The organism is Ulvibacter litoralis (genome assembly GCF_900102055.1).
Classification (GTDB): domain Bacteria; phylum Bacteroidota; class Bacteroidia; order Flavobacteriales; family Flavobacteriaceae; genus Ulvibacter; species Ulvibacter litoralis.
In genome coordinates, this window is sequence record NZ_FNBA01000003.1 from 314,510 (window position 1) to 341,165 (window position 26,656).

25 protein-coding genes are annotated in these 26,656 nt (G+C 36.2%); 15 read left to right on the forward strand and 10 right to left on the reverse strand.

What is annotated here, in order from left to right; all coding sequences use genetic code 11:
* Positions 1 to 238 precede the first annotated feature (238 nt).
* The 3 genes from BLQ00_RS11530 to BLQ00_RS11540 are packed head-to-tail and all read left to right on the forward strand — an operon-like array spanning position 239 to position 5,236.
* Complete coding sequence (locus tag BLQ00_RS11530; protein WP_093144425.1) at positions 239 to 3,304, forward strand: SusC/RagA family TonB-linked outer membrane protein; 3,066 nt, start codon at positions 239 to 241, stop codon at positions 3,302 to 3,304.
* 20 nt (positions 3,305 to 3,324) lie between these two features.
* On the forward strand, positions 3,325 to 4,785 hold the full coding sequence (locus BLQ00_RS11535; protein WP_093144427.1) for a RagB/SusD family nutrient uptake outer membrane protein: 1,461 nt from the start codon (positions 3,325 to 3,327) through the stop codon (positions 4,783 to 4,785).
* 19 nt (positions 4,786 to 4,804) lie between these two features.
* Positions 4,805 to 5,236, forward strand: coding sequence for a hypothetical protein (locus tag BLQ00_RS11540; RefSeq protein WP_139149402.1), 432 nt, complete (start codon positions 4,805 to 4,807; stop codon positions 5,234 to 5,236).
* A 51-nt stretch (positions 5,237 to 5,287) separates the two neighbouring features.
* Here BLQ00_RS11540 and BLQ00_RS11545 read toward each other — a convergent pair whose 3' ends face one another.
* Positions 5,288 to 6,034 carry a DUF1853 family protein gene (locus BLQ00_RS11545; RefSeq protein ID WP_093144431.1) on the reverse strand — a complete coding sequence of 249 codons (747 nt, stop codon included), beginning with the start codon at positions 6,032 to 6,034 and terminating at the stop codon, positions 5,288 to 5,290.
* Between the two features lie 66 nt (positions 6,035 to 6,100).
* Entirely contained in the window at positions 6,101 to 6,556 is a 456-nt protein-coding gene (locus BLQ00_RS11550; RefSeq protein ID WP_093144433.1) for a DUF1801 domain-containing protein, read from the reverse strand.
* A gap of 86 nt (positions 6,557 to 6,642) precedes the next feature.
* Here BLQ00_RS11550 and BLQ00_RS11555 point away from each other — a divergent pair, with 86 nt between their 5' ends.
* The 3 genes from BLQ00_RS11555 to BLQ00_RS11565 are packed head-to-tail and all read left to right on the forward strand — an operon-like array spanning position 6,643 to position 8,843.
* Positions 6,643 to 8,037, forward strand: a complete 1,395-nt coding sequence (locus BLQ00_RS11555; protein WP_093144435.1) for an MATE family efflux transporter — start codon at positions 6,643 to 6,645, stop codon at positions 8,035 to 8,037.
* Between the two features lie 10 nt (positions 8,038 to 8,047).
* A complete protein-coding gene (locus BLQ00_RS11560) occupies positions 8,048 to 8,278 on the forward strand; it encodes a hypothetical protein (protein ID WP_093144436.1) in 231 nt (76 codons plus the stop codon).
* Positions 8,271 to 8,843 carry a phosphatase PAP2 family protein gene (locus BLQ00_RS11565; RefSeq protein ID WP_093144438.1) on the forward strand — a complete coding sequence of 191 codons (573 nt, stop codon included), beginning with the start codon at positions 8,271 to 8,273 and terminating at the stop codon, positions 8,841 to 8,843. The genes BLQ00_RS11560 and BLQ00_RS11565 overlap by 8 nt, the downstream gene beginning before the upstream one ends.
* Before the next feature lie 23 nt (positions 8,844 to 8,866).
* On the opposite strand, the gene BLQ00_RS11570 is transcribed toward BLQ00_RS11565, so the two are convergent.
* From BLQ00_RS11570 to BLQ00_RS11580, 3 genes are read right to left on the reverse strand one after another with little or no spacing between them, the layout of a single operon-like run.
* Entirely contained in the window at positions 8,867 to 10,498 is a 1,632-nt protein-coding gene (locus BLQ00_RS11570; RefSeq protein ID WP_093144440.1) for an ArnT family glycosyltransferase, read from the reverse strand.
* Positions 10,485 to 11,117: a lipid-A-disaccharide synthase N-terminal domain-containing protein gene (locus BLQ00_RS11575; protein WP_093144442.1), complete on the reverse strand. Its 633-nt coding sequence runs from the start codon at positions 11,115 to 11,117 to the stop codon at positions 10,485 to 10,487. Before BLQ00_RS11575 ends, BLQ00_RS11570 begins: the two co-directional genes overlap by 14 nt.
* Complete coding sequence (locus tag BLQ00_RS11580) at positions 11,114 to 11,824, reverse strand: glycosyltransferase family 2 protein (RefSeq protein WP_093144444.1); 711 nt, start codon at positions 11,822 to 11,824, stop codon at positions 11,114 to 11,116. The genes BLQ00_RS11575 and BLQ00_RS11580 overlap by 4 nt, the downstream gene beginning before the upstream one ends.
* Before the next feature lie 111 nt (positions 11,825 to 11,935).
* Between BLQ00_RS11580 and BLQ00_RS11585 the strand changes: the two genes are divergently transcribed.
* From BLQ00_RS11585 to BLQ00_RS11595, 3 genes are all read left to right on the forward strand, one after another.
* Entirely contained in the window at positions 11,936 to 12,874 is a 939-nt protein-coding gene (locus tag BLQ00_RS11585) for an NAD-dependent epimerase/dehydratase family protein (protein WP_093144446.1), read from the forward strand.
* A 105-nt stretch (positions 12,875 to 12,979) separates the two neighbouring features.
* Complete coding sequence (locus BLQ00_RS11590) at positions 12,980 to 14,968, forward strand: LTA synthase family protein (protein ID WP_093144448.1); 1,989 nt, start codon at positions 12,980 to 12,982, stop codon at positions 14,966 to 14,968.
* Entirely contained in the window at positions 14,958 to 15,845 is an 888-nt protein-coding gene (locus BLQ00_RS11595; RefSeq protein ID WP_093144450.1) for a diacylglycerol/lipid kinase family protein, read from the forward strand. Before BLQ00_RS11590 ends, BLQ00_RS11595 begins: the two co-directional genes overlap by 11 nt.
* A 42-nt stretch (positions 15,846 to 15,887) precedes the next feature.
* Here the strand turns inward: BLQ00_RS11595 and meaB are convergent, their stop codons facing one another.
* The gene (meaB, locus tag BLQ00_RS11600) at positions 15,888 to 16,970 is read right to left on the reverse strand and encodes a methylmalonyl Co-A mutase-associated GTPase MeaB (protein WP_093144452.1); all 1,083 of its coding nucleotides are present in this window, start codon (positions 16,968 to 16,970) and stop codon (positions 15,888 to 15,890) included.
* Between the two features lie 92 nt (positions 16,971 to 17,062).
* Between meaB and BLQ00_RS11605 the strand changes: the two genes are divergently transcribed.
* A complete protein-coding gene (locus BLQ00_RS11605) occupies positions 17,063 to 17,488 on the forward strand; it encodes an organic hydroperoxide resistance protein (protein ID WP_093144454.1) in 426 nt (141 codons plus the stop codon).
* Positions 17,489 to 17,539: 51 nt separating this feature from the next.
* Here the strand turns inward: BLQ00_RS11605 and BLQ00_RS11610 are convergent, their stop codons facing one another.
* Positions 17,540 to 17,965 carry a hypothetical protein gene (locus BLQ00_RS11610; RefSeq protein WP_093144456.1) on the reverse strand — a complete coding sequence of 142 codons (426 nt, stop codon included), beginning with the start codon at positions 17,963 to 17,965 and terminating at the stop codon, positions 17,540 to 17,542.
* 148 nt (positions 17,966 to 18,113) lie between these two features.
* On the opposite strand from BLQ00_RS11610, the gene BLQ00_RS11615 reads away from it, so the two are divergent.
* Genes BLQ00_RS11615 through BLQ00_RS11625 form a run of 3 tightly spaced genes read left to right on the forward strand, consistent with a single transcriptional unit; the run spans position 18,114 to position 20,803 of the window.
* The gene (locus BLQ00_RS11615; RefSeq protein ID WP_093144458.1) at positions 18,114 to 18,659 is read left to right on the forward strand and encodes an RNA polymerase sigma factor; all 546 of its coding nucleotides are present in this window, start codon (positions 18,114 to 18,116) and stop codon (positions 18,657 to 18,659) included.
* Positions 18,643 to 19,242 (forward strand): hypothetical protein, encoded by a 600-nt coding sequence (locus BLQ00_RS11620; RefSeq protein ID WP_093144460.1) that lies wholly within the window; start codon positions 18,643 to 18,645, stop codon positions 19,240 to 19,242. Before BLQ00_RS11615 ends, BLQ00_RS11620 begins: the two co-directional genes overlap by 17 nt.
* On the forward strand, positions 19,214 to 20,803 hold the full coding sequence (locus tag BLQ00_RS11625) for a hypothetical protein (protein WP_093144461.1): 1,590 nt from the start codon (positions 19,214 to 19,216) through the stop codon (positions 20,801 to 20,803). The genes BLQ00_RS11620 and BLQ00_RS11625 overlap by 29 nt, the downstream gene beginning before the upstream one ends.
* Before the next feature lie 55 nt (positions 20,804 to 20,858).
* On the opposite strand, the gene BLQ00_RS11630 is transcribed toward BLQ00_RS11625, so the two are convergent.
* Positions 20,859 to 21,209: a DUF6249 domain-containing protein gene (locus BLQ00_RS11630; protein ID WP_093144463.1), complete on the reverse strand. Its 351-nt coding sequence runs from the start codon at positions 21,207 to 21,209 to the stop codon at positions 20,859 to 20,861.
* 149 nt (positions 21,210 to 21,358) lie between these two features.
* Here BLQ00_RS11630 and BLQ00_RS11635 point away from each other — a divergent pair, with 149 nt between their 5' ends.
* Positions 21,359 to 21,946 (forward strand): RNA polymerase sigma factor, encoded by a 588-nt coding sequence (locus BLQ00_RS11635; protein WP_093144465.1) that lies wholly within the window; start codon positions 21,359 to 21,361, stop codon positions 21,944 to 21,946.
* Positions 21,930 to 22,316: a hypothetical protein gene (locus BLQ00_RS11640; RefSeq protein WP_093144467.1), complete on the forward strand. Its 387-nt coding sequence runs from the start codon at positions 21,930 to 21,932 to the stop codon at positions 22,314 to 22,316. The genes BLQ00_RS11635 and BLQ00_RS11640 overlap by 17 nt, the downstream gene beginning before the upstream one ends.
* Before the next feature lie 7 nt (positions 22,317 to 22,323).
* On the opposite strand, the gene BLQ00_RS11645 is transcribed toward BLQ00_RS11640, so the two are convergent.
* Together BLQ00_RS11645 and BLQ00_RS11650 are read right to left on the reverse strand one after the other, a co-directional pair.
* Positions 22,324 to 22,800 (reverse strand): DUF4199 domain-containing protein, encoded by a 477-nt coding sequence (locus tag BLQ00_RS11645; RefSeq protein WP_093144469.1) that lies wholly within the window; start codon positions 22,798 to 22,800, stop codon positions 22,324 to 22,326.
* Positions 22,801 to 22,897: 97 nt separating this feature from the next.
* Entirely contained in the window at positions 22,898 to 26,476 is a 3,579-nt protein-coding gene (locus BLQ00_RS11650) for a T9SS type A sorting domain-containing protein (RefSeq protein WP_093144471.1), read from the reverse strand.
* Positions 26,477 to 26,656: the final 180 nt, after the last annotated feature.

Genomic DNA, 26,656 nt, shown 5'->3' on the forward strand with positions numbered 1-26,656 from the left:
ATAGCGCTTTTTTGGTCTGATTTTCAGTACTTAATTAAATAAATGTTAATTAAAATAAAATTAACTGTTATTTAAAATTACTTTATAAGTGCAATTTTTTTAGTATATTTCGCCCTTTAATAAAGGCTTGTAGTGTTGTGATAGTTATAAGGCAATTACGAATTTCTTAAATTATTATGAATTTTCTTCAAGTCTTTGCAATGTTTAATTTAATTGATTAATAATTAAAAATTTTTTTATGAAAAAAAGTTACTATTTATGGTTAGTGCTTATATTTTTTAATATGACCGCGGTGCTAGCACAGGAAAAAACAGTAACAGGTACTGTTACAGACGATACCGGTCTGCCTTTACCTGGGGCTAACATTATAATTAAGCAGACAAATACTGGTACACAATCAGATTTTGATGGTAATTATACAATTTCAGTGGCTGTAGGTCAAACATTGTCCTTTAGCTATGTTGGTTTTCAAAACCAAGAAGTGAAAGTTGGAGCAGCAGATAAGATAGATATTTCTTTAAAGCCTGGAGCACTTCTTGAAGAAGTTGTTGTAACAGGATACTCTACTAGAAATAAAACAGTACAGTCTTCAGCAGTAGTTTCTATTTCAGCTTCAGAAATTTCTGAACTTGCACCAACAACAAGTGTTGATAACCTTTTACAAGGTAAAGCAGCAGGGGTTCAAGTAACAGCAGCAAATGGTAAGCCAGGTCAAGGGGCCTTTGTACGTATTCGTGGTACAGGTTCATTAACTGCAGGTGGAGCATCTCCTTTATATATAGTTGATGGAGCTCCAATTCGTGAAGAAGAGCTTGGAAATATCGCAACTAGTGATATTGAAACTATTGATATTTTGAAAGATGCGTCAATGACAGCTAGATATGGTTCTCGTGGAGCAAATGGTGTTGTAGTTATTACTACTAAAAGAGGAAAGCGTAACAATGATGCTAAAGTAAGCTTTAGCTCAAGATACGGTGTAACTTCTAGAGTAGATTTAAACTACACAATGATGGATGCTCAACAAAAACTACAATATGAAACGGAAATGTATGCATTAGGAGTTGGTGGAGCAGCAGCTTTACCAGGGGTAACAACTTTACCTGGATCTCCTGAGCGTCAACGTTTGTTAGACAACTCACTAGATTGGGAAGAATTAGTTCTTAAAGATGGGTATGTTCAAAACAATAGTGTTTCTATTTCTGGTGGTGCAGAAAAAATGGATTACTTTTTCTCTGTAGGACATGATAAGAACACTGGTATTATTGACAAAATTGATGGTTTCGAAAGATTGAATGCAAGGTTAAACCTTAACTTTGACGCTAAAGATTGGTTAACTGTTGGTGTAAATGTTGGTTTTGCTAGATCTACTAGTGATGAGCCACGTGATAGAAACAACTCACAAAACCCATTCCGTCACATGTTGGATGTAAATCCTTATGAAACTGAATATATTTTAGATGAAGATAATAATGTTGTGTTAGATGCGAATGGAAGTCCTGTGTATAACACTACAACTACTGGATACCCAGTTAGACGTGCATTGGAGACAGAACCAGCTTTTGACGTTGAAAACATTACTTTAGCGAATGTTGAAGCAATAATAAAATTATCTAAAAATTTCTCATACACTTTCGGTATGGCTGTTAATCACTTAAACAGACACACTGAGTCTTATTCTAAGCCAGGTGGAGTTTTAGATGATTTAATTGGTAATGCTGATTTTCCAGGTAGAAAAACAGATTCTAATACACAACGTTTAGATATGACTGCTAGTAACAGATTAACCTATAATCTTTCTACAGATAGTCACAACCTTAATGTATTAGGTTTATTTGAATACAACTTTAATGAAATTAACTTTCTTTATGCTGTAAGTAGAGGTTTTAGTACTCCTTTATTAACTACACAAAGTAATGCTGGTTTCGTAGATCCTGCAACTACTACTACTAGAAGTAGATTAACATTAGTATCGTACGGTGCATTTGCTGATTACGATTTCAAAGAAAGATATTTAGCTTCTGCTTCTATTCGTCGTGATGGTTCTTCTACGTTTGGAGATGATGTAAAATACGGAACTTTTTATAGTGGGAGTATAGGATGGAATGTTGCAAAAGAAAACTTTTTCAATGTAGACTCTATAGATGATTTAAAGCTTAGAGCTTCTTACGGAACAGTAGGGAATAGATCTGGTATTGGAAGATACGAGTCTCAAGGTTTAGTTGAGTTTAATCCTTATCCTGGAGGTTTAGGTACAGTGCCTTCAAACTTTGAAAACCCAGAATTACAATGGGAAACTACTAAAACTTCAAACTTTGGTGTAGAGTTAAGTATGTTCAACAGAAGATTGAGTTTTGTAGCAGATTATTTTGTTCGTAATACAACAGACTTATTATTTGCAATTCCAAAAGCTGATGAATCTGGAGTTGATTCTGTAACAGGAAACGATTCTGAAATTAAAAATGCTGGACTTGAAATCGCTTTACAAGCGGATATCGTAAGAAACGATAACTTAAAGTGGACTGTAGGAGGAAATATTCTTTTCTTAACAGAATCTGAAATTGTAACGTTACCTGATGGACTTCCAGTAGATGCACCAAACACCTTTAATATTCGTTGGGAAGAAGGTGCAAAAATTAATGAGCACTATTTAATTCCTTACGCTGGGGTTGATCCTAATACAGGAAGACCTTTATTTTATGGTGCTGATGGAGGTGTTTATACAGCAGATCAAATGCCAGAAGGTGAAAACAGACAATTACAAGGAAAATCTACAATTGCTGATAAAGAAGGTGGTTTCTTTAATAACATAGTGTATAAAGGATTTGGATTACGTACTGATTTTGTATTCAAGTATGGTAACTGGATTAACAACTATGTAAAAAGTAATTTAGTTTCAGATGGTTTAGCTGTTGATGCTAACCAAGCTGTTGAGGCATTTAACTACTGGAAAGAGCCAGGAGATACAGATGTTCAACCTAGTCCAATTTATAGAAATGATGCAGGTGAATTAGCTTCTGAAAGTGATCGTTTCCTTGAAAGAGGGGATTACATTAGAATGAGAAATGCAACTCTTTCATATAGCTTCCAAAAGAAAACTCTTGAAAAGTCTCCATTTAGTAACTTAAGAGTTTATATTCAAGGACAAAATTTATTAACATTCACTAAGTTCTTTGGTGATCCTGAGGTTGGATTATCTTCTGGAGAAACAATTTCTTTTGCTGATTCTGTTGCTCCTGGAGAAGCGACATTATATAGTTATCCAAATACCAAATCTATTCAGGTTGGTGTGGATGTGAGTTTCTAATAATAAAAAATAAAAGTAAAATGAAAAAATTAATATATAAAATTGCAATGTTTGTCGTTGTCGCAACTACTTTAGTTTCTTGTGATAAGCAACTGGATCAGTTGGCATTTGATGGACTTGCTACAGACAACGCTTTCGTTACAGTTTCCGATTTTGAAAATGGTATTCGTGGTGTTTATTTAGGACTATGTTATGTAGAGCGTGATCTTATTACTTCAACTGGATACTATGGAGCAAGTGATGCTGGATCTTTATTAAGTGCTCCAGATGTGATGACTGATAATGTTACTATGGCTATATCAGGTCGTACAACTAAATCTAACTTACATAATTGGCTTTTATCTCCTAGTCAAGGAAATATGAGTGGTTTTTATACTGATGCATATGCTCTTATCTATCGTGCAAATCTTCTTTTAGATTATGCTGAAGGTTTTGAAGGTGAAAATAAAGAGAATGTTGTAGCAGAAGCGAAAGCGTTACGCGCAATGGCTCATTTTGATTTGGTTAAAACCTATGGAAAGATCCCTACACAATCAGCAGATGCTAATGGAAGTCTAGGTGTTGCTTATGTAACAGAAGCAAATCCTAATATTCTACCTGCAAGAGAAACTGTTGGTGCTGTTTATGAGAAAATTCTTATTGATTTAATCGATGCTGAAGCGTCAATTAATACGAACAATGGTCCTGGTAGATTAAGTAAAAGCGCTGTAAACCTTTTATTATCTAGAGTGTATTTATACATGGGTCAATGGCAAAATGCTGTTGATGCTGCTAATAAAGTAACTGAAGCTGTAGCGCCTCGTGATGCTATGGTAGGAATTTGGGATGATACTAATTCAGATGGATTAGTTTTTACAATTCCTAATACTGCAGATGCATTGAATCAAGGTATTGGTGTAACATGGAGTCAAGGTCCTTTAAATGGAACTTTCCTTCCTGAATATGCTGCATCTTTTGAGTTATTTAATTTATACGCAGATGACGATATCAGAAAAGAAGCTTACCTTACTTTAGGTGTAGATTCTAATAATAAAGAATACAATGCTATCAGAAAATTACTTGGTAAAGCAGGTCAAACAAATGGAGTTGTAGATTATAAAATCTTTAGAGCTGCAGAAGCACAATTAAACAAAGCAGAAGCTTTATTTAACTTAGGTAGTGAAGGTCCTGCAAGAGCTGCTTTAGATGTTGTTAGATCTAAAAGATATATTACTCCTCCAAGTGGAGAAACAGGTACTGCTTTACGTGATGCAATTCGTTTAGAAAGACGTTTAGAATTTGCTTTCGAATACCAACGTTTCTTTGATCTTAAAAGATGGAATCTTCCAGTTGAAAGAACCAATGCTGGTGATGAGTCTGATGGAAGCGGAGTTCCTTCTGATCAATTAACGCTACCTGCAGGTAGTAATAAATGGCAGTTGCCAATTGATCAAGGTATTATTGATACAAATGAAAATATCGTTCAGAACCCAGGTTACTAATCCTAAAAAAAATACTGAGATGAAAAATATAAAAATATTATTTACTGTTTTGATCCTTGCGGTTGTAGCTGTCTCTTGTGATAGATATGATGATGCACCATCAGAATTTAGCCCAATTATTGGATTTACTACAGGTGAGTCTATTATAACAATTCGTGTGGGTGACAATACTGGTACTTCTACTGTTAATTTGTTTGTGACTGATGTATCTGATTCAGATAGAACTTTTACATTATCTGTAGTTCCTGAAGGAACTGAATTAACAAACGCTAGTTATAGTTTTGAACCTTCTGTTGTTATTCCAGCAGGAGAAAGACAAACAACTTTTACATTTACTGCAATCGATGTTGATTTAACTGATGAAACTAAAACTGTTGTAGTTGGTGTTGACCCAGTTCCAGGATTGACAATTGGACAAAAAATGAATTTCGAGTTGAAAACTAGAAATTAATTTTAAATCTATATAGTTTAAAAAGACCGTTCGAAAGAACGGTCTTTTTTTTTACCACCAAACGACAAAAAAACGTTCTATCGTATTCTGCCTCTTTTTGTAAACTAAAGGAGATTTATTTTGGTCTAACTGTAGTTTTATTTCATTTTGAATTTCTGAAAATGATACCCATTCAGTTGTGTTTTGTGAAGCGATTAGCCATTCTTTTTTCTTCGGAATAGCATACAAAGCTGTTTCACTTTCAGAACTAAATTCATGAAAACGAATCCAATAACCTATTATACAATCACTGTATTCTTTTGGAAAAGATTCTTTTTGTAGGTGCTTCGGAATAAAAAGAAATGCTTTTAAACATACCTGTTGAACTATTGAATCTGTTTCAATTCCTAGTGTGGCTAGCTTTTTTTTAGTCTCTGACTTAAATAACAACGGAAACTGCTTTTCCTTTAATTTTCCCAATTTATCAGATAAAGTATCTTTTCTGTTTGGACCTATCCAATGCGATTCTTCATTTGTGTCATAAGAAACATCATGCACGTAAAACTTGCATGCTAACTCTATATGAAGTATTTGTTTGTTGTTAATGCTATATACCAAGTAATCTAACTCACCTAAAGTTTCAGATGTTCCTTGTATTTGAATGTTTGCAGTGAGTATTTTGTAATTCTCTGTGCTTTTTAAATAGGTTTCAAAACAAAACTCTGCTTGTTTACCTACCATTGCATTCGTTGGGTATTCAATATCTTCAGAGATTGATACATTGTTTTTTACACAAGTAAAACTTGAATACGGATACACTTCCGAAGAAAGAACTAATTCCGGAGTGTTTATAAAATTTAAAATAGTGTCTTTTGCGTTGATAGCTTATTTTTTTACAACACTTTCATAGCGCTCTATCCACTGTTCCGCAGTCATTTTTGAAGCTAACTCACCTAATAATTCAAAAGGGATTTTCTTCATATTTTTAAATCGAATACAACTTTTTCCCATGTCTAATTTTCCCGAAACATATTTTGGATATTCCGTAGTAAACCATTCCAGCAAGTTTGGATCACTGTAAATACCCATATGATAAAATCCAATATGATTCTTTTGAGAGGCAATGTTTATAAAGGGGAGTGGAAGCTTTGGATCGCAATGATAGCCGTCAGGATATTTTGAGTGCGGTACGACATAGCCTAGCATGCCGTAGTTCATGGTTTCTTCAAAGCCTTCAGGCAGATTCGAAAGTATGGTATCGCGAAGTTTTGTAATTACTTCTTTACGATCGTCAGGAAGTTCATGTATATACTCTGTTGGCGTGGTTGCTTTCGATTGCATGTGATTCTAAATTTTCATTAAATATAAGAAAACTTTATGCGTATATACAGATAGGTATTTTTTACCTTTGCGGCTTAATTTTTAAGATGTCAATTTCTAATTATACCAACGAGTTTAAAACCAATCTTTCGTTAGCAACCCCTGTTATAATGGGAATGCTAGGGCATACTTTAGTGGCGTTGGTTGATAATATTATGGTAGGTCAATTAGGGACCGCCGAACTTGCAGCAGTATCGTTAGGAAATAGTTTTATGTTTATTGCAATGTCGTTGGGAATTGGTTTTTCTACGGCGATAACACCTTTAGTTGCTGAAGCGGATAGTGAAGGTAATTTCGATGCAGGAAAGTCATCTTTTAAACACGGATTGTTTTTATGTACGGTCTTAGGAATTGCACTCTTCCTTATGGTCATGTTTGCGAAACCTCTCATGTACGCCATGAAACAACCCATAGAGGTGGTCGATTTGGCAATGCCGTATTTAAATCTTGTGGCTGCATCGTTAATTCCTTTAATCGTATTTCAAGCTTTTAAACAATTTAGCGACGGAATGTCCATGACGCGTTATCCAATGTATGCTACCATTGTGGCAAACTTGATAAATGTGTTGCTTAACTATATGTTTATCTTCGGAAAGTTTGGCGCTCCCGAATTAGGCATTGTAGGTGCTGCAATAGGAACGTTAGTCTCTCGTGTTATTTTAGTCGCATATCTGTGGTTTATGCTTGCACGTCATAAAAAGTCGAAAGCATACGTATTGCAGATTAAGTTTTTTACGCTTTCAAAAGCAATGCTTAAAAAGTTAATCGGACTCGGTTTTCCATCCGCAATGCAAATGTTTTTTGAAGTAGCTGTTTTTACGGCGGCTATATGGCTTTCTGGAATTTTAGGCAAGAATCACCAAGCTGCGAATCAAATAGCCTTAAACCTCTCGTCAATGACCTTTATGGTGGCGATGGGACTAAGTGTTGTGGCGATGATTCGAGTTGGAAACCAAAAAGGATTGCGAAGTTTTAAAGAGTTACGACGCATCGCCTTTTCAATACTATTACTCACGACCTTATTAGCGAGTGTATTTGCACTGATGTTCGTGTTATTTAATACGGTGCTTCCAAAAATGTATCTAGATCTAGACGATGTGGTGAACTTTGTAGATAATTCGGAAGTAATCTCAATCACTTCAAAATTAATGCTAATAGCGGCAGTATTTCAGATTTCGGATGCCATTCAAGTGGTTGCTTTAGGGGCGCTTCGCGGAATGCAGGATGTGAAAATACCTATGTTTATTACCTTTGTAGCGTATTGGTTGATTGGATTCCCTGTTTCTTTTTACCTAAGTATGTACACTTCTCTTGAAAGTGAAGGTATTTGGTACGGGTTGCTTGCAGGACTTACTGCTTCGGCAGTGATGCTTTTCATTAGATTTAATTACCTTTCCAAAAAAATGATTCGTGAGAAAGAATCAAAATTAATAACTACTTAAAAACGAACTTATGGATTTTCCTAAATATTTACTAGGGGATAACAGTGATTATCCAACCGCCATTTTTATTATTCATACTGAATTTCCTCGTTTTATTATCAACCTTGAAGACGACGAAGTAGAGTGGTTGGAAGATTTTGATGTACACGACCAAAAAGAATTGGAAACGGAAACGGAAAATTATATCAAAGAAGCTACCGAATTTTACGATCGCGAAATAGCGCTTTACGAAGATGATTGAAGAACTATTAAAATATGATACCGACCTTTTTTTATTTCTGAATACCCTTGGAAATGAATCTTGGGACGAATTTTGGCGAATCGTAACTGAAAAGTGGTCGTCCATTCCTCTGTATATTTTTTTACTGTATCTAGTTTTTAAGAAACTAGGCGCAAAAGGAACACTTATCGTTATGGTTTGTGCGGCGATATTAGTACTAGCAACCGATCAATTGGCAAATTTATTCAAGTATAATATCATGCGCCCTAGGCCGTGTCGTGTCGAAAGTTTACAGGGTGTTATGCGTTTTGTAGCCGATGGTTGTGGCCGATTTGGATATTTTTCGGCACACGCAGCAAGCTCGATGGGAGTGGCTGTGTTTTTAGGTTTATTACTGAAAGACAAATATAAGTACTTGCCTTTTTTACTTTTATTTTGGTCTGTAATGCTAGGGTATAGCCGAATTTACTTAGGTGTTCATTACCCGTTAGATGTAATTACAGGAATGTTTTTTGGCGGATGGATTGGTTTTGGGGTCTACAAACTTCAAACGTGGGCAAACCAGAAATACAATGCCCAAATCTAATTGAAGTAATTTTCTTCAGAAAACTACAATCGTTTTACCAAATATAAATCTCGGTACAAACGCGTCTTGTGCGAGCGATTCTCTTTCCCTTGTGGATTCATATCGTAGCGCGTCACTTTCTCCACTGAATAGTCTTTAAACGTAGTTTTAAAGCGTTCTGTTTCTTCTTCGCCAACAAGAATTCCAAAAGCATTTTCAGAAGGAATATTAATTTTTCCATCTACAGCAAGCACTTCAATAGTGTCGCCATAGTCCCAAATAAGTTCTGGGGTGAAATACGTAAACTCGTAAGCTTTTAAATTAGTTTCTGCTTCCCAATTGTTTAAAAGGGAAAGTGGTTTGTATTCCGGATTTACTGTGATTGCGTTTACTAAAGGCAATCCGAGGGTGGTTACTGCTGCTATAAAAGCAATTGTTAAATAGAAAACAGGACGTATGTTTCTTCGGAAAAGATTCCGAAGCATTAAAAATCCAATACCAAATAAAGCAACCGACAGTAAAACGAACCAAGCCCAGCTTCCGGCAAGTGTATCTTTCAGAAAAATATAGCCTGCAATTGGAAATGCCAATCCGATAGTTGCAATAAGTCCGAAATTAAAATACACAGGAATGGTTTCTCTCTTATCTTTTAATTCAGCAAACTTTAAAATGAGGTACTCGATATAAAATCCGCAGTTTAAAGCCAACGGAATTAATACAGGAAGCAAGTATCTTGATTTTTTTTCAGGTATAATCGATAGTAAAACAACCGATGTCATGGTCCATAAAAAGGTAAATAAATACGCTTTTTTATCAGAAACACGATTTTTGAGATAGGGATAGAGCAAGCTTATAAAGGCAGGGATAGTCCAAACGCCACTTTGAATAAAGAAGCTCCAGTAATAATAAAACGGACGTACATTATATCCAGTCCAATTCGATGTTTCTCTTTGGGTAATCTCCGCAACCGTTTCGGCGTCGAATGTGTAGGTGTACCAATGCCACCAACCCGATAAACACAATCCAACCACCAAAAACACAAGCAATGGAAGGATTCTCGACTTCATGTTCTTGAACTTGTAAACGATTCCGAAGGAAATTAAAAAAGGAAGCAATAATGCGTAAAAGGAAACGGGACCTTTACTCATAAATGAAAATCCAAAAAAGAAAGCCGCAGCAATCGCTACTGCATACTTTTTGTGTTCTTGCGTAAAAAATAAGTACAACAAGTAGATGCAAACCATCATAAACCCGTGAGTAAAAATGTCCCATTGGCCATCTCTACCAGACGCAACGATGTAAAAAGAGGTGACAAGAACTAAAGAGCTTACAAGCGCATACGATCTGTTTTGCGTGAGTTTTTCTGAAAGTTTATACGAAAACAGAACTAGGATTAATGCTACTATCGCAGCTGGAAGTCGTAAAGCTGCAACGCTTTTAATGCCAAAAATTGCTCCTGAAAGTGCCGTAAGCCAAGTAGGTAATGGCGGTTTTTGATAGCGTGCTTCTCCGTTAAGGGTTGTAAATAGCCAATTTCCATCATTTAGCATTTCTCGTGCTGTTGTGAAATTTCGAGCCTCCATAATGTTTACTGGAAGTGCGTCAAGATTCATAAAGAAAATAGCGACACAGGTAAGTACTAAAAGGAGTAAGTAATTGTTTTTAAGTGTTTGCATCTACTTGTTTTTTCCAGATAAAAATATTTCGAACATAGATAATAAGACCTGCAACATGTCCTACAAATAACACAGGATCTTTTCTAAAAATAGCATACGTTAGAATAAGTGAAGCTCCTAAAACACTCAAACGCCAAAATCCGACAGGCAATTGCGAAGTTTTTGTCTTTTCAGAATACATCCATTGGTAAATAAATCGAAAGGTAAACAGCAATTGCGAAACTATACCAAGTAATAACAACCAAAAAGGGATGGCGTCATTCTGAAACAGTTTTTGCAAATCGTATTCTCCATTATTATAGGCGTAAACAACAATGAGTATTGGAAATAGAAACAGGAACCATTGTAAAACCTTGGGTGCTTTTTTCCATTCGCCTTGTAATTGTAAGTTCCGAATGTAAATGTAATAAGTAAGTGCTTGTCCTAGCATGATCGCAAAATCGTCGCGTAAATGGCCGTACACAAACAATAAAAATGAAGCGAGTAAACTTAATTTCCAAAATAGGGAAGGAGTGACTACTCGTTTGCTTTTTTCAGATAATATCCATTGCACGATAAGCCTCCCAGAAAAAAGAAGTTGTGCTAAAAATCCGATGCCAAATACAAGCCAGTTGCTCATCCTTTGTCTTTAATCTCGTAGTTGATGTATTTTTTCTTCATCCAAAGGTAGGCAAAGCAATCCATCAAAGGACCAATTAGGCGATTCCACACACCAAACTTGGCAGTTCCCGCGATTCTAGGAAAGTGTTGCACCGGAATTTGAATTATTTTTCCATTCTGAAGCAAAATCATCGCAGGTAAAAAACGATGTAATCCTTTAAACATTGGAATACGTTTGGCATATTCCGTTTTAATAACCTTTAACGGGCAACCTGTATCGTCCATTCCGTCGTGCGTAAAAGCTCTCCGAATTCCGTTAGCAATGGTAGACGACATATTTTTTACAAACGAATCTTTTCTGTTCGCACGAACGCCAGTCACCAAATCGTAGGCGCCAATGTGTTGTAAAAGCAGATTAAAATCTTCAGGCGCTGTTTGCAAATCGGAATCGATATAACCTACTAATTCAGTTTCAGTATGATCGAAACCAGCTTTAATAGCCGCACTTAAACCGCGATTTTCACTGAAATTTATAAAATGAAACATCTCATTGCGTTGGCAAATTTGTGCTATAAGTTCCTGACTTCTATCCTTAGAGCCATCATTTACAAAAAGAATCGCTGTTTTTTTAGTAGCAATTTTCGTGAAAGCGAGGAGCTCTTTTTCAACCCTTTCTAGGTTGTCTTCTTCATTATATACGGGAACAATTATGGTAAATTCGTACATTTTGTATTGGCTAATTATTTATGCAAAAGTATTTCTTTTTTCAACAATCTTCCGATTTTAAAACAGAACCATAAAAAAGATAGTATTTTTGAGTTCAAAATGTTATAAATATTGAAAGTACTTGTCACAGGAGCCGCAGGGTTTATAGGATCTCATACTTCGGAAAGATTAGCAGAAATGGGACACGAAGTTGTCGCGATTGATAATTTTTCTGATTACTACGATGTTTCTTTAAAACAGTTAAACGCTGAAGCATTAGCGAAAAAAGGAATTGCAATACAAGAAATTGACTTGCGGTTAGATACCCTAACCACTGTTTTAACGGAAGGTGTTCAGGCTATATTCCATTTTGCTGCACAACCAGGAATTTCTGCAAGTAGCACCTTCGATGATTATCTTTCAAACAATTTTTTAGCAACACAACGACTACTAGACACTATAGAGTTGTTAGAGAATAAACCCTTTTTTGTTAACATAGCGACCTCTTCCATTTATGGATTGGAAGCAACATTAACCGAAGACCAAGCACCCCTTCCAGCTTCTTGGTATGGTGTTACTAAATTAGCGGCAGAGCAATTGGTGTTGGCATACTCTCGTAGAAATTTACTACAAAGCTGTTCCCTTCGGTTGTATTCTGTATACGGACCAAGAGAACGCCCAGACAAATTATACACACGTTTAATAGACTGCGGACTTAACGATAAACCTTTTCCATTGTATGAAGGAAGCGCCGAACATTTAAGAAGCTTCACCTATGTGCAAGACATTGTAGATGGTATTGTAAGTGTACTTGGCAATGAATCGGTTTGCAATGGTGAAATTTTTAATCTTGGAACTGAAGAAGAAAACACTACAGCAACGGGTATTGCTATTGTAGAAGAAATTCTTCAGAAAAAAATAAAAATAAAGATGAATCCTGCACGTCCAGGCGATCAATCGCGCACTAAAGCGAATATTGACAAAGCGAGAAGGTTGCTGAACTATAATCCTTCAACAGGACTAAAGCAAGGACTTGAAGCGCAAGTGGAGTGGTTTGAAAGTAATTTTTAATGAAGATTATGCAGTTATAAGGTGTAATTTGGATTAAAGTTCTATTTTTAACAGGTTAAATTCTTCTTTTTTGAGGTATTGTTAATTTAGACCACCACCACCTTTATGCTAATACCACGATTGTTTCCATCCCGTTTTAGACTATTGGGGTACTTCATTTCTATATTTTTAGTCTTATCGAGTTTGGTTCGGATAGCACTATTAATTTGGAGTTTTTCTAATGTAGATACGTCTCTTTTTAAATTAGGGAATACCTTACTTATTGGTTTCTTATACGATATTGGTACCGTTTCTTTTTTTGCACTTCCTTATGGTTTATATCTTTTGCTTTTTCCGAAGAAATGGGTGGGTTCTGTTGTAGATAAAGGTGTTACTTATTTCGCCTATACCTTGGGCTTGATTATTTTTATGTTTTCTTTTTTAGCTGAATTTACCTTTTGGGAAGAGTTTCAAAGACGCTTCAATTTTATCGCTGTAGATTATTTGGTGTATACGTACGAGGTGGTATCAAACATTAATGAATCGTACCCAATTCCTTTACTTGTCGGTATAATCTTGGTTTTCGTTATTGCACTTATAGTTCTTACCAAGCGAAAGGGGATTTTTAAAACGACTTTTACGAGTACAAATACCTTCAGACAAAAACTAGTGCCTTTTGTAGTCATTGTTGTAATTGCGGCCATCTTCGGACTCTTTGTTAAAAATGAATCTGCAGAGTTTTCAGAAAACAGATACAACAACGAATTAGCGAAAACGGGGATTTATTCTTTTTTTGCTGCCTTTCAGAATAACGAATTATCCTATACCGACTTTTACAAAACGCTTCCAGTTTCCGAAGCATTTAGCAAATTACAATCTCAATTTGTTGCCAATGGGGACCAATTAAAGTTCCCTAATAAAAATTCAATTTACAGAACGATTACGGCAAAAGATACAGTGCCAGCTCAAAAACCGAATGTTATTTTTATTTGTATTGAAAGTTTGAGTGCCGAATTTTTAAAAACGTTAGGCGGAGAAGATTTTACACCACATTTGGACGCATTGGCAGAAGAGAGTTTGTTTTTTACAAATGTATTTGCTACAGGTACCCGTACGGTTCGAGGTATGGAGGCAATTACGTTGTCTATTCCTCCCACACCCGGACGAAGTATTGTAAAACGGAAAAACAATCAAGAACTTTTTACCATAGGACAGGTTTTTAAAGAACAAGGATATAGTCGAAATTTCTTTTATGGCGGTGATGGTTATTTTGACAATATGAATACGTTTTTCGGCGGAAATGGTTTCGATATTATAGATAGAGGGCGTGGTTTTTTATTAGATGCGAGCGTAAAAACTAAGCGTACTAATATTGAAGATGATGAAGTTACTTTTGAAAATGCGTGGGGTGTTGCAGATGTAGATATTTATAGCAAAGTGATCAAGGAAGCTGATAAAGCCCATGAAACGGGAACCCCTTTTTTCGATTTTGTAATGACGACTTCCAATCATAGACCGTTTACATTTCCGGATGGAAAGATTGATGTTCCGTCAGGAACCATTCGTGAAGGGGGTGTAAAATATACCGATTATGCGATTCATGAGTTTTTAGAAAAGGCAAAAAAGAAGCCTTGGTTTAAAAATACAGTCTTTGTGATTATGTCAGATCATTGTGCTTCAAGTGCGGGCCGACAAGAATTAGACGTCAAAAATTATCATATTCCGGCGTTTATTTATAATGTTCAGGGAGTGCCATCTCAAAAGATAGATAAGTTGGCATCGCAGATAGATGTGTTTCCTACCCTGTTTTCGTTGTTGAATTGGACGTACGATTCTAATTTATTCGGAAGAGATATTCTAACAATGAAACCTTCCGAAGAACGCGCTTTTATTGGAAATTATAGAAAGTTAGGACTTCTGAAAGATGATAAAGTAATGGTATTAGGCGTGCAGAAAAAAGCAAATTTCTATTCTTGGGAGCGTGCTACAAACGAGTTAATGCCTTTGCCTGAAGACGCTTCTTTTCTGAAAGAGACGATTTCCTATTACCAAGTAGCAGATTATTTATTTTCGAATGGCGGACTCCAATTAAAAACGGTGGTACTTGATAACTAACATTCATTTTATCGTAAACCCAGTAGCGGGCTGTGGCAAAAATAGTTTGTCGGAAGACTTTCTGAATGGGTATTTTGAAGCTGAAAACTTTCAAGTAGTTGTAAAAGAATCAGCATACGCTAAAAATGCCATCCAATTAGCAAAACAATCTGTAGCCGAAAAAGCCGATATTATTGTGGCTTGTGGCGGTGACGGTACGATTAATGAAGTGGCTTCAAGTTGTGTCCATACAGAAGTTGTATTGGGTATTATTCCGATGGGGTCTGGAAATGGATTGGCTTCAAATTTGAAGATTCCGAGAGATATTTCGAAGGCATTAGCAATCATAAAAGCGAAAGCGTTTATCGAAATAGATACAGGAATGATTAATAATGAGTTATTTTTTAGCAACACAGGAATCGGTTTTGACGCTTTTGTGATATCCAATTTTGAAAAAAAACCAACACGTAAATTATTTGGATACGTCCGTTCTGTAATTACTTCGTTACGAAAATATAAATGTGAAGAAGACATAGAGATTTCTTACCTCAGCACAACAAGAACCGTTTGTCCCTTTTTATTGTTTGTTTCCAACTCTAATGAAATGGGTTATAAAATGAGTTTAACGCCAAAAGCATCTTTGCAAGATGGTTTGTTAGATGTTCTTATTGTGCCAAAATTATCGTTTTTTAGAATGATGATTTTTGCGTTTCTTTTCTTTTTAAAAAAGCACCATTGGCTAAAAGGTGTAGAAGAAATTTGTACTCCTTCCATAGCGATGAAAAATGTAAAGGGTGCAAATTTTATGATACAGAAAGATGGTGAAGCAGTGGTATTAAAAGAAAATACCATTGAAATTAAATTACTGCATAAGGCATTGAAGGTAATAATTGCTTAATCATTATTGGTAAAGTTTATGAAAAGCAATTTTTCAGTGGTATTATTTATTCAAGTTTAGTAATAATTGAGCGGCTTCAAAAGGGCTCGTCTCATTAGAGTTAATCAGTTTCAGTTGTTTTTCAAGCTCTTTTTTAACGATTTCATTTTCATAAAAGTCAGATTTTAAGCGACTTTCTATGGTTTGTAGCAACCAAAATTTATTTTGTTCTTTTCTTTTCTTCGGAAAGTAATCGTTTTCAGTAGTTTCAGAAATATAAGAAGTAATTAATTCCCACACATCTTCTATTCCTTCATTTTTCAAGGCGCTACACGTAAGTGTTTTAGGGCTCCAGCCACTTTCCTTTGGAGGATATAGGTGCAAGGCTCTGTTAAATTCTGTTTTGGCAAACTTCGCTGCTTTTTTGTTCTCTCCGTCGGCTTTGTTAATGACAATCGCATCTGCCATTTCCATAATTCCGCGTTTAATTCCTTGAAGCTCATCGCCAGCACCAGCTAGTTTTAGCAATAAAAAGAAATCGGTCATGGAGTGAACAGCGGTTTCACTTTGACCAACACCCACCGTTTCAATAATAATAGTGTCAAATCCGGCGGCTTCACATAAAATAATTGTTTCACGGGTTTTGCGAGCTACTCCTCCTAACGAATCGCCACTTGCCGAGGGTCTAATAAAGGCATTTGGCTCTTTTACCAGATCTTCCATTCGGGTTTTATCACCTAGAATACTTCCTCTGCTTAAAGAACTACTTGGGTCTACCGCCAAAATGGCTACTTTTTTATTTTTAGAGATAAGGAGTTTTCCAAATTCTTCAATAAAGGTGCTTTTTCCAACGCCGGGAACTCCTGTAATTCCAATTCGGATGGATTTATTGGCGTGTGGCAAACAAGCTTCAATAATTTTTTTTGCCTGTTCTTGGTGTTTTGGAGCCGTACTTTCAATGATTGTGATGGCACGACTTAAGGCTGTTTTATCTTTCGCTAATAAAGCGTCTGTAAGCTGTTGTGTGGAGGGTGATTTTCTACGGCTTTTTTTAACAAAAGAAGCCACTTTTTTACTTAAAGTCTCAGGTTTTGAGACCCCTTCTTTTTCCTCTAAAGCACTTGTATTTTTGTTCTCTTGTATCACGTAGTGAATTTATGACAATTTTATGAATATAGTTTTTAATAACCCAGTTTTCGGTGGTATATTGGATTAATATAACTTAAAAAACAAACAAAATGAAAACTTTGTATGAAGCAACTTCAACAGTTGTAGGTGGAAGAAACGGTCACGCATCTACTGAAGATGGTACCTTAGATTTAAATCTTTCTGTTCCAAAATCAATGGGAGGCGACGGTAGCGAAGGAACAAATCCGGAACAACTGTTTGGATGCGCCTATGCTGCTTGCTTTGGTGGTGCCGTTCAAGTTATTGCTAAAAAGAAAAGAATCGAGTTGTCTGACGACTTTAGTGTAACAGCAACAATAGGTTTCTGTGAAGACGAAGACGGAGCTTTTTTAGAAGCAACGTTAGATTGTTATTTGCCAGGAGTAGATGTGAAAACGGGAGAAGATATTCTTAATAAAGCACATGAGATTTGTCCTTTCTCAAAAGCAACTCGCGATAACATTACTGTAACGCTTAATTTACTTCTAGACGAGTAAATAGTAATAACATAAATATATATCAAAAGCGCTTTTTTAAAGGCGCTTTTTTTATTGTACCAATTTCTCTACCTCTGTAATGTACTGAGTAATTTTAGTACGTTGACGCTCTAACATTGTTAAGATAGAGTCGGGAAGATCTTTACGCTCTAGTAATTCGTCGTAGCGTTTTACATTGTTTTTGTCTCTAGACAAACATTGTGCGATGGCAACTGAAAAGGCTACAGGTTGCGGATCAGTTTTGGAATGATCTAGATTTACTTTTTCCACATCTTCCTTTAAAGGCTCAATATCTCTAGAATGAAGTTCGTTAGAAATGTCGTGACTCATTCTATTTCGTTCCACAGACATATAATTAAGAAAACGTTTCATTTCAGTTTTCTTAGCTTCTAAGGCCGCATTATAATAAAGCTTCTCCGCTTCAAAGCTGGCAACCAGTAATCGGTTTAGTTTTTCGAAATCGTGATACTTTTTCATAGTTGTTGAAAATACAGGTCAAAATTAATGCAAATCTGAGAAACTTAAATTTCTTTTGTCGAATTTTATTAAAAATTTCGACCTTTTTGAAACACTCGTTCTTTTCTGTCGTCTTTTAATCGAACAGCAACCAAAAAAACCATCTATAGTGTCTAATTCTTTACTTGTAGAACAATGCAAAGATAACAATCCGAAGGCGCAATTACAGCTTTATAAGCAGTATTGTGACGGAATGTTTATAGTAGCACAGCGATATTTAAAAAATACCGCCGCTGCCGAAGACGCTATGCAAGAGGCGTTTATTAAAGCATTTCGGAAAATAAACCAATACAAAGGGGACGTCACCTTTGGTGCTTGGTTGAAACGAATTGTAATTAATACGTGCCTCGACACAATAAAAGCTAAGAAAATTGATGCCGTAACCATGAATGAAGAAACAATGCATATTGCCGACGATGAAAGCGATTGGATTGTAGAAGACGAAACAACAGCTGAAGAAGTTATGGCAGCCATCGACAAACTTCCAGAAAATTATAGGGTCGTAGTTAGACTCTTTTTAATGGAAGGATACGACCATCAAGAAATTTCGGAGATAGTTTCTATTTCTGAAAATGCTTCGAGAACATTATTACATCGGGGGAAAGCACAATTAAAAGAATCATTAAAACATTTGCGTTATGGGACAGGATATTAGAAAAATGATGAAAGAGCACATTCCTACAGATGCTCCAAAATTATCGGAAGGACACGAAGCTCGCTTTGAAGCACTATTGGCAACATCCTTCCCAGAAAAGAAGAAAAACAATGCTTCTTTCTTTTGGCTGAAAATTGCTGCCGTAGGAATTGTATTGCTTAGTTTGGGATACTTCGGAATGCAACAACTTTCATCTAACGACGACATTCTAGATACGACCATTGTTGACGCAACTAAAACACCGGAGAAAAATCCAGAACAGTTTACATTGGGTGATATTTCTCCAGATCTTAAAAAGGTAGAAGAGTTCTACCTCACAGGGATTAACGTACAGATAGCTTCTTTAAAGATAGATGATGAAAATAAAGAACTAATGGATGGATATATGGTTCGTATCAACGAGCTAGACAAAGAATACGCATTACTTAATGATGAAATGAATAAAGTAGGGCCTTCCGAAGCAACGGTAACTGCTCTTATTGATAATTTGAAACTACGTTTGGAATTGCTGTTCAAACTAAAAAACAAATTAAAAGAACTTAAAGAAATTGAAAATGAAACATATACTAGTATTCAATCATAAATTAACAGTTGTCTTTGCACTGCTGTTTTCAGCAATCCTATTTGCTCAAGATAGTTATAAAGAGAGTTTTTCTGTAAGTAAAGACGCTGTCGTTACCGTAAATGTATCGTATGCCGATGTGGTTTTTGAAACATGGAATAAAAACACAGTTGAAGTTGAGGCCTTTATCGAAGGAGTAAATCTTTCAGAAAAAGAAAAGAAAGACATCTTCAATAATTGGAATTTAGACGTATTAGGAAACAGTAAAAAAGTGATGATTACTTCTAAATCTGGCGATGTTTGGGATGGATTAGAATCTTCTACCTCTATTGAAAGTCGTGCGTTGGAAGGATTAAAAGGGTTGGAAGCATTAAAGGATATGCCAATCTTAAAAGAACTTAAAAATATGGATTGGAATGTAACGATTCCAGATGTTCCAGATTATGAAAAGTTCCCTAATTGGCCATTTACCAAAGAACGTCCAAAGGTTACTTCTGATGCAGGAACGATAAATTTCAACTTTAACGATCACAATGGTTATACATTTAATAGATCCGTATATGAAAAAAATAAGGAAGCCTATGTCGCAAAGCTGAATAAAAAGTACAATAAGAATGTAAGCGTTCGTGAAACGGATGCTTGGCTGAGAGATGTTGATTCTTGGGCAGAAGGTTTTGAAAAAGTAATGGAGAATTGGGGCGAAAAATTTGGAAAAGAGTTTGAAGTTAAATTTGGTCCCGAGTTTGAAAAACAAATGGAAGAATGGGGTGAAAACTTCGGAAAGTCGATGGAGTCTTGGGGAGAAAACTTTGGGAAATCGATGGAAGCTTGGGGAGAAAATTTTGGAAAAGAAATGGAGAAATGGGCAGAGCAATTTGATGAGGAAGGCAATAACTACTCGAAAGAAGTAATTACTGACGCGCATGGAAATAAAACCATTAGTATTCAAACGTCTAAGAGTTCAAGTCGTAAAAAGAGTAAAGCCAAGAAGAAAATCATAATTAGAATGCCAAAAGGAACCAAGACCGATATAAATATTCGTCATGGGGAAGTAAAAATGGCCGATGTCTATAATATTAATGCAACGCTTAATTATGCGCCATTTGTGGCTAATAGTATTGATGGGGGAGAATCCCTCATCAATGCTTCTTATGGCCCTGTTTCAGTGAATAACTGGGTAAACGGAGTGTTGAAAGTAAATTATGTGGAGGATTGTAAATTGAATACTGTGCGTGACATTAATTTACAAGCAAACTCGAGTAATGTCATTGTAAATACATTGGAAAAGACCGGTATTTTGGTAGGTTCCTTCGGAAACTTATTTATAGGGAAAGTAGCTCCCGATTTTAGTACGGTAGATATTTCGTTAGAGAATACAGATGCAACGTTAAGCATTCCTAATACAGCGTTTTCTTTCTATTTTAATGGTAAAAAATCCCCGTTTTCGGCACCTGCTTCTTTAGAAATAGATAAAAATGTAAGTGGCGGTCGTGTATTGCTTAATGGGTTTTATAAAGCCAGCAACTCACTAAAGAAATTCAATATCAATGCTAGCTATAGTAACGTAACTCTTCAAAATTAGAAAAGTCACCTTGAGCGCAAACTCAAGATGACTTTTCAACTAAAAACAGCTGTCTTTAAGCGTCGCTGTTCAATTTTTTTGTAAAATAAAACCCTGCAAAAAGTCCAATTCCTGCCATTAAAAAGATTGTTCCTGGAAACGCAATTTCTTCATCTACATGGAGTACTTCACTTAAAATTGCTGCGATAAAAATTCCAAGTCCGATTCCGATAAGTAGTAATGCCAAGTTAATTACAATAACCTTCCACATCGGTGTTGCTTTTCGATCCTTTCCGTAGAAAATAGAAGCATCTGCTCCTTTCTCAATAAGCGCAAGTCGCTCTCTGTTTCTTGCCGTAATAAATAAATAAAATATTCCGAAGATAAGTCCGAAAATGACTGGTACTACAATGACTTCTGATCCCATACTGTTTAATTTTAAAGTTGATTAATGATTGATTAATGAATGTTTGCTAGTAGGACGAAGGATGTAAAGGTTCGGTTACAAATTCTATTCATTATTTTTTCTTAATGTTTTTTGTAACCATTATTGTACTCGCATCGTCTTATGTCTAAATGAACACAACCAACGACCAAGAATACATACAGCAAACGCTGCAGGGAGACGTGCAGTCTTTTGGGTTTTTGGTAGAAAAATATCAAGACTTTGTGTTTACCATTGCCTATCGCGTAGTGAAAACAAGAGAAGAAGCTGAAGAAGTAGCACAAGATAGTTTTGTAAAAGCGTTTCAGTCGTTAGCGAGTTATCGTGGCGACGCAAAGTTTTCCAGTTGGTTGTACAGTATTGTATATCGAAAGGCATTAGATTCACTTCGGAAAAACAAAAAGTATCAAGCTTCAGAATTGATAGAAGATATAACGGAAGGAGATGCGCTTAGTGTGGACAACGCGCTGCATTATTTAGAAGCTGAAGAACGAAAGAAGGTCATTCAAGAATGTATTTTAAAACTTTCAGAAGAAGAAGCCGTTATTGTAACATTGTATTATTTTGAAGATCAATCGGTGCGAGAGATTGCCGTAGTTACAGCACTTTCCGAAGAAAATATAAAAGTTAAGCTATACAGAAGCAGGAAAAAATTATTTACTTTACTGAAGCATTTTATACTGCCAGAAACATCAAATTTTAATGGAAGAGCAATTTAAAAATATAGATGATATCGCTAAAAAGTTAGTGCAAGAAGCTGGTTTGCATCAGCCTTCAGCACATTTCATGGAGTCGGTTATGAAATCTGTAACACCGAAAACAGCGATACAACCATATAAGCCTCTACTTTCAAAAAGGGCTTGGGTTTTCATTGTTTTGGGTTTTGTGAGCATGATGTTTGCGTTATACATCGTGCCGGCTACAGATTTTTCGTTGCTGAAAGAATTTAGTGTTGCAGAATATGTGTCGTTTAAGAATCCTTTTTCCGAAGTAAAAATGAATAAAACGACTGTTTATGGTATTGTGTTTTTAAGTTTGTTTATGCTGCAAATTCCTTTTTTAAAACACTTTCTTGAAAAAAATAGGTAAAATAGAATTATTCTCTTTTCATAAATGTAGCTACAATGGCAGCCGTAGCAATACCTCCAAGGAGGGTTCCGATGGCAACTTGCATGATGTAATTTGTAATGTTAAAATACTCGTTAGCAGCTTCTATGGTCATTAGTTTAGACGTTACAGAATAGTCGATAACATTGATGAAGTATTTAGGCGTAATGTAATTATGTGTAATGTATTGTCCTAGTGGAGAGAGCGCTGCAATAAAAACACTTAATACAACACCGCTATAAAAGGCCTGTTTCCACGTAATTTTTTTATGGTAATAGCGTCTTCTTTTTTCCCGAATGGCTAAAACAAACATAAAAATTGCAATAGGTAGAAAAAGGAGTGTTGTCCAATAGTGGTTTGCAATTTTTTCGTCATGCCATCCCAATGTTTTTTCTAATAACATCCAAGCAAGCGTCATGATTGTAAAAATTATAGCCCATTTAAATTCGATAGCAATTTTTTTCATAGGTATTCATTTGATGCGTATCGAAGATAACAAAAAAAGCAACCCCTGAAAAGAAATGATTCAAGGGTTGCCGAAAATAAACCTATTAACTATTTTCTTACTTTTTGATAATTTTTACGGTCTTTGAAGATTCGTATCCTTCGATGCGCGCAATATAAATTCCGTTGGCTAATTCAGAGATATTTAACTCTCCTTTTGTACTCGTAATTGCTTTTTGAGCTACTATTTGTCCTGTAACAGTGTAGATGGTTATGCTTTTTAAAGGAGTGGTTCCTGAAAAATGCAAAACATCATTTACTGGATTTGGATAATAAGAAAAAGTATCTTCAATAGTAGGTTCATCCACACCTAAAATAGTAGGTTCTAATCTCAATAAAAACCCAACTCTATTATTGTTACTGTCTAGTCCGCTTCCTACAATTGCAGTTCCATCTGCAGAGATGTCTAAAGGTAACGCCAAGGTTACTCCTTGAGTGTCAATTCCTAATGTTGCAGCATATTCATTTAACTCTACAACTCCAGTAGCTTCAGTCCAGATAAAACCAACTCCAAAAATAGCTGGCAAACTACCAGGCTTGTAATACCCTACAGCAATACTTCCGTCTTCACTTAATCCAGTGGTTGCTCCTCTGTATCCTTGTATTGGTGATGGACCTAAGGATTCAATTTCAGTATCTTCGTTCCATCTCCAGGCTTGATGGTTATTGGCAAAGTTTCCAATACCTCCAACCCAAACACCGTCATTCGAAACAGTTTGTGCTTCTCCTGCTTTGTCGCCATTCGGGAAATCGATTAAATGTTGCACTCCGTTAATCCAAACAGCTCCTTGACGGAAACCTGTAGCAGTATCTTGCCATCCTGCAATTACAGTTCCATCAACGTTGGTTGCATTTGCTCTACTAAAAGCTTGCGGTACTGTAGAGCCTAAATCTACAACGCCAGTAGCTTCAGTCCAAGCAACAGCATGTGCGCCACCAGGACCACCTGCCTCAGTATATCCTAATCCAACAACGGTTGTAGCATCACCAGAAATAGCATAGGTTGAACTAGCTTCTACACCATCATCTCCACCTATTCCTCCAAGAGAAGTCCAAGTTTGAGTTGAGATTTCGTAAGTACTCATTTCAACCAAGCCTGATACAGTGTTTAAGTATCCAGCCGAAACTGTGTTTCCATCATCAGAAATTCCTGTTTGGCCACCAATACCATTCCCAGGAGGAACACCACCAATAACTTCAAAGTTTCCATTTCCATTCCAAATAAAATGCTCGGTATTATAACCAGCTGCAGCGGTTCCATTATAGTTTACGCTAGTTACATAACCTGTAGTTGGGATAATGATTAATTCTCCACCTGAGGGTACTGTGTTCACACTTACACCTAGGTCAAATAGAAGTAATCCGCCTGCATCTGTTCCAGTCGTTCCTAAAGCATGAACTCCAACGTAATATTCTCCCGAAGTTGTAGGTGTGAATACTTCAGAGGCAGTGTATGCTTGAGATTCAAGGTCATTTCCATCATTGTTTCCAGGGAAATCACCTTGTTGTAAGATGTCGTTATAGCTTCCTAAAACTGTTTGTGTTGCTGTAGCGTTTGGTTCATCTGTGATAATTAAGTCAAAGTTTTCTGAAGCAACAGCATTTCCAAGATTTAATGAATTATAAGCAACTTCGATGATATACTCAACTCCAGCAATTAATTGTATTTTTTTAGAAAAGGCATAATCGTCTTTTTGTGTGGTTGATACATTTGCTGGCGCCATGATAAGAATTGGATCGTTGGTGCCATCTCCAGAAATATCAGTCGTGTTATTGTACGCCCAAACTGGATTCTGATTGTCTGCATCTTCATATTCCCAGCATGCTGGTGAACCATTACTAAAATCTTCATAGTAAGGAGTTACTGCTGCTTCGGTACAATCTTGTGCTGTAGGTTCTGTATTAACACCCACATCAAATAATAAAAATGCACCACCAATTGCCGTAGAACCAGTTGCATGAATTCCAACATAGTAATCGCCAGTTGTAGTAGGAGTAAACCCTTCTTCAGCTAGATATGCCATAGCTTCTAAATCATTTCCGTTACTTTGTCCAGGAAACTGACCTTGTTGTGTAATACCCTGGTATGTGTTTAGTAATTCTTTAAAAGACGCGTTAGAACTTTGCGCGTCGGTTACCCACATTTCAAAATCTTCAAAAGAAGTTGAAGAACCTAAATCTACTACATTGTAATGAGAAGAAACATAATACGTAGTTCCTGCTTCCATGTGCACCTTTTGTGAAAAAGCCCAATCATTTTTTAAAGGATCCTGAGTACCAGGAGCAATAATTTGATAAATAGGATCTCCAATTCCATCGCCGTCTATATCGGTTCCTGTGTTATACATCCAAACAGGTAGTGTATTGTCGGTATCTTCTTTTAACCAGCATTCTGGATCTCCATTACTGAAATCTTCGTAATATGGTACTGTAGCAGCAACAGAACATGGAGGAACTATCGATTCTTCAACAGAAAGATTGAACAAGAAGAATCCGCCACCGTCAGTTCCGTTAGAACCTAGAGCGTGAATTGCCACATAATACCCACCTGAGGTAGTTGGTGTAAAAGTTTCTGAAGCAGTATAAGCTTGTGTTTTAATGTCATTTCCATCATTTTGTCCAGGGAAGGTTCCTTGCTGAATGAAATCAGTATAAGTTCCAATAATTTCATTATAAGAAGCTGTGGAACTTGGAGCATCTGTTATAACAAGTTCGAAATTTTCTGAAGCGGTTACGTTTCCTAAGTTGAAAGCATTATAAGCTACTTCAATGCTGTATTCTGTACCCGCATCCATTTGGATTTTACGAGTGAACGCCCAATCGTTTTTTTCTTCTGTTGAAACGTTTGGTGGTATCATAAGTACTACAGGGTCATTTGTTCCATCACCAGTAATATCAACACTGTCATTGTACGTCCATACTGGGTTTGTTCCATCAGTATTTTCGTATTCCCAACATACCGGAGTTCCATTGCTGAAGTCTTCAGAATAAGGAACAGTTACTGCTATCGTACAATCAACAGGAGTTTCTTCTACACTTGCGCTAAATAAGAAAAATCCGCCACCGTCAGTTCCGTTAGAACCTAGAGCGTGAATTGCCACATAATACTCACCTGAGGTAGTTGGTGTAAAAGTTTCTGAAGCAGTATAAGCTTGTGTTTTAATGTCATTTCCATCATTTTGTCCAGGGAAGGTTCCTTGCTGAATGAAATCAGTATAAGTTCCAATAATTTCATTATAAGAAGCTGTGGAACTTGGAGCATCTGTTATAACAAGTTCGAAATTTTCTGAAGCGGTTACGTTTCCTAAGTTGAAAGCATTATAAGCTACTTCAATGCTGTATTCTGTACCCGCATCCATTTGGATTTTACGAGTGAACGCCCAATCGTTTTTTTCTTCTGTTGAAACGTTTGGTGGTATCATAAGTACTACAGGGTCATTTGTTCCATCACCAGTAATATCAACACTGTCATTGTAGGTCCATACTGGGTTTGTTCCATCAGTATTTTCGTATTCCCAACATGCCGGAGCTCCATTGCTGAAGTCTTCAAAATAGGGTAGGGTTGCAGGTATGGTACAATCCTGAGCGAAAATTGCTGAGGTGGTAAGTACGCATACAAGTAAGAGTATTTTTTTCATCACATTTAATTTTGATTATGTGACGAATGTATAGAAATATGTAAGCGATCTTGGTTAATGAACGGTTAACGGAAGAAATTTTATGCGTTATTTTGGATTTTTCCGAAGAAATAACTGTCAGGTAACTAAGGAGTTATAAGCAATAAAGCTCCTTGATTAAATCAAAGAGCTTTATTAAAA

Excerpts from the sequence above, each read along its gene's own strand:
- BLQ00_RS11530 (WP_093144425.1), top strand. The coding sequence starts at position 239 with ATGAAAAAAAGTTACTATTTATGGTTAGTGCTTATATTTTTTAATATG.
- BLQ00_RS11535 (WP_093144427.1), top strand. The coding sequence starts at position 3,325 with ATGAAAAAATTAATATATAAAATTGCAATGTTTGTCGTTGTCGCAACT.
- BLQ00_RS11540 (WP_139149402.1), top strand. The coding sequence starts at position 4,805 with ATGAAAAATATAAAAATATTATTTACTGTTTTGATCCTTGCGGTTGTA.
- BLQ00_RS11550 (WP_093144433.1), bottom strand. The coding sequence starts at position 6,556 with ATGCAATCGAAAGCAACCACGCCAACAGAGTATATACATGAACTTCCT.
- BLQ00_RS11555 (WP_093144435.1), top strand. The coding sequence starts at position 6,643 with ATGTCAATTTCTAATTATACCAACGAGTTTAAAACCAATCTTTCGTTA.
- BLQ00_RS11560 (WP_093144436.1), top strand. The coding sequence starts at position 8,048 with ATGGATTTTCCTAAATATTTACTAGGGGATAACAGTGATTATCCAACC.
- BLQ00_RS11565 (WP_093144438.1), top strand. The coding sequence starts at position 8,271 with ATGATTGAAGAACTATTAAAATATGATACCGACCTTTTTTTATTTCTG.
- BLQ00_RS11570 (WP_093144440.1), bottom strand. The coding sequence starts at position 10,498 with ATGCAAACACTTAAAAACAATTACTTACTCCTTTTAGTACTTACCTGT.
- BLQ00_RS11575 (WP_093144442.1), bottom strand. The coding sequence starts at position 11,117 with ATGAGCAACTGGCTTGTATTTGGCATCGGATTTTTAGCACAACTTCTT.
- BLQ00_RS11580 (WP_093144444.1), bottom strand. The coding sequence starts at position 11,824 with ATGTACGAATTTACCATAATTGTTCCCGTATATAATGAAGAAGACAAC.
- BLQ00_RS11590 (WP_093144448.1), top strand. The coding sequence starts at position 12,980 with ATGCTAATACCACGATTGTTTCCATCCCGTTTTAGACTATTGGGGTAC.
- BLQ00_RS11605 (WP_093144454.1), top strand. The coding sequence starts at position 17,063 with ATGAAAACTTTGTATGAAGCAACTTCAACAGTTGTAGGTGGAAGAAAC.
- BLQ00_RS11610 (WP_093144456.1), bottom strand. The coding sequence starts at position 17,965 with ATGAAAAAGTATCACGATTTCGAAAAACTAAACCGATTACTGGTTGCC.
- BLQ00_RS11620 (WP_093144460.1), top strand. The coding sequence starts at position 18,643 with ATGGGACAGGATATTAGAAAAATGATGAAAGAGCACATTCCTACAGAT.
- BLQ00_RS11625 (WP_093144461.1), top strand. The coding sequence starts at position 19,214 with ATGAAACATATACTAGTATTCAATCATAAATTAACAGTTGTCTTTGCA.
- BLQ00_RS11630 (WP_093144463.1), bottom strand. The coding sequence starts at position 21,209 with ATGGGATCAGAAGTCATTGTAGTACCAGTCATTTTCGGACTTATCTTC.
- BLQ00_RS11635 (WP_093144465.1), top strand. The coding sequence starts at position 21,359 with ATGAACACAACCAACGACCAAGAATACATACAGCAAACGCTGCAGGGA.
- BLQ00_RS11640 (WP_093144467.1), top strand. The coding sequence starts at position 21,930 with ATGGAAGAGCAATTTAAAAATATAGATGATATCGCTAAAAAGTTAGTG.
- BLQ00_RS11645 (WP_093144469.1), bottom strand. The coding sequence starts at position 22,800 with ATGAAAAAAATTGCTATCGAATTTAAATGGGCTATAATTTTTACAATC.
- BLQ00_RS11650 (WP_093144471.1), bottom strand. The coding sequence starts at position 26,476 with ATGAAAAAAATACTCTTACTTGTATGCGTACTTACCACCTCAGCAATT.